This window comes from Bacillus sp. FG16, assembly GCF_057809515.1.
Window position 1 is genome coordinate 1 of the sequence record NZ_JBMDKC010000269.1, and the last position, 1,079, is coordinate 1,079.

Annotated in this window: 1 pseudogene; it reads left to right on the forward strand. The window is 52.6% G+C overall.

Going from position 1 to position 1,079, the window contains the following annotated elements:
• Nucleotides 1-40: 40 nt before the first annotated feature.
• A pseudogene (locus tag ACODS7_RS32190) lies at nt 41-1,079 on the forward strand (collagen-like repeat preface domain-containing protein); the annotation flags it as partial.

The following is a 1,079-nucleotide window of genomic DNA, read 5'->3' on the forward strand; positions in this document are numbered from 1 at the left end:
TAAGCAGTATAGACACTTTTATCGATGTTAAAACATTAAACGGAACTTATATATTATTAAAAACTTAATAACTATATTAAGAAATCCAACCTTTGTAGCAAGCGCTGTATTTATTGAGCTTCAAAATCTCATTAACTATTTACTATACATTACAAAATTATTCCGAATTGACCCTTGCACACTTCAAGAGCTTCTTAAATTAATAGCAGCATTACAAACTGCTCTAGTTAATTCTGCTTCGTTCATTCAAGGACCTACCGGACCTACTGGACCAGCAGGCGCTACTGGTGCCACTGGTCCTCGAGGTAGCACTGGCGCTACCGGCGCTACTGGCTCTCAGGGACCTCAAGGTAACACGGGTGCTACTGGACCTCAAGGTGCTCAAGGTAACACGGGTGCTACTGGACCTCAAGGCGTTCAAGGTAACACAGGTGCTACCGGCGCTACTGGATCTCAGGGACCTCAAGGTAACACGGGCGCTACTGGACCTCAAGGCGTTCAAGGTAATACTGGTGCCACTGGCATAGGAGTTACTGGACCTACCGGACCTTCTGGTGGGCCTACTGGACCTACTGGACCTCAAGGTGTTCAAGGTAACACGGGTGCTACTGGCGCTACCGGCGCTACCGGACCTCAAGGCGTTCAAGGTAACACGGGTGCTACTGGTGCTACTGGCGCTACCGGACCTCAGGGCGCTCAAGGTAACACGGGTGCTACTGGTGCCACTGGACCTCAAGGTGCTCGAGGTAACACAGGTGCTACCGGCGCTACCGGACCTCAGGGACCTCAAGGTAACACGGGTGCTACTGGTGCCACTGGACCTCAAGGTGTTCAAGGTAACACAGGTGCTACCGGTGCTACCGGCGCTACCGGACCTCAAGGCGTTCAAGGTAACACAGGTGCTACTGGACCTCAAGGGCCTCAAGGCAACACAGGCGCTACTGGACCTCAAGGCGTTCAAGGTAACACAGGTGCTACCGGCGCTACTGGATCTCAGGGACCTCAAGGTAACACGGGCGCTACCGGCGCTACCGGACCTCAGGGCGCTCAAGGTAACACGGGTGCTACTGGTGCCACTG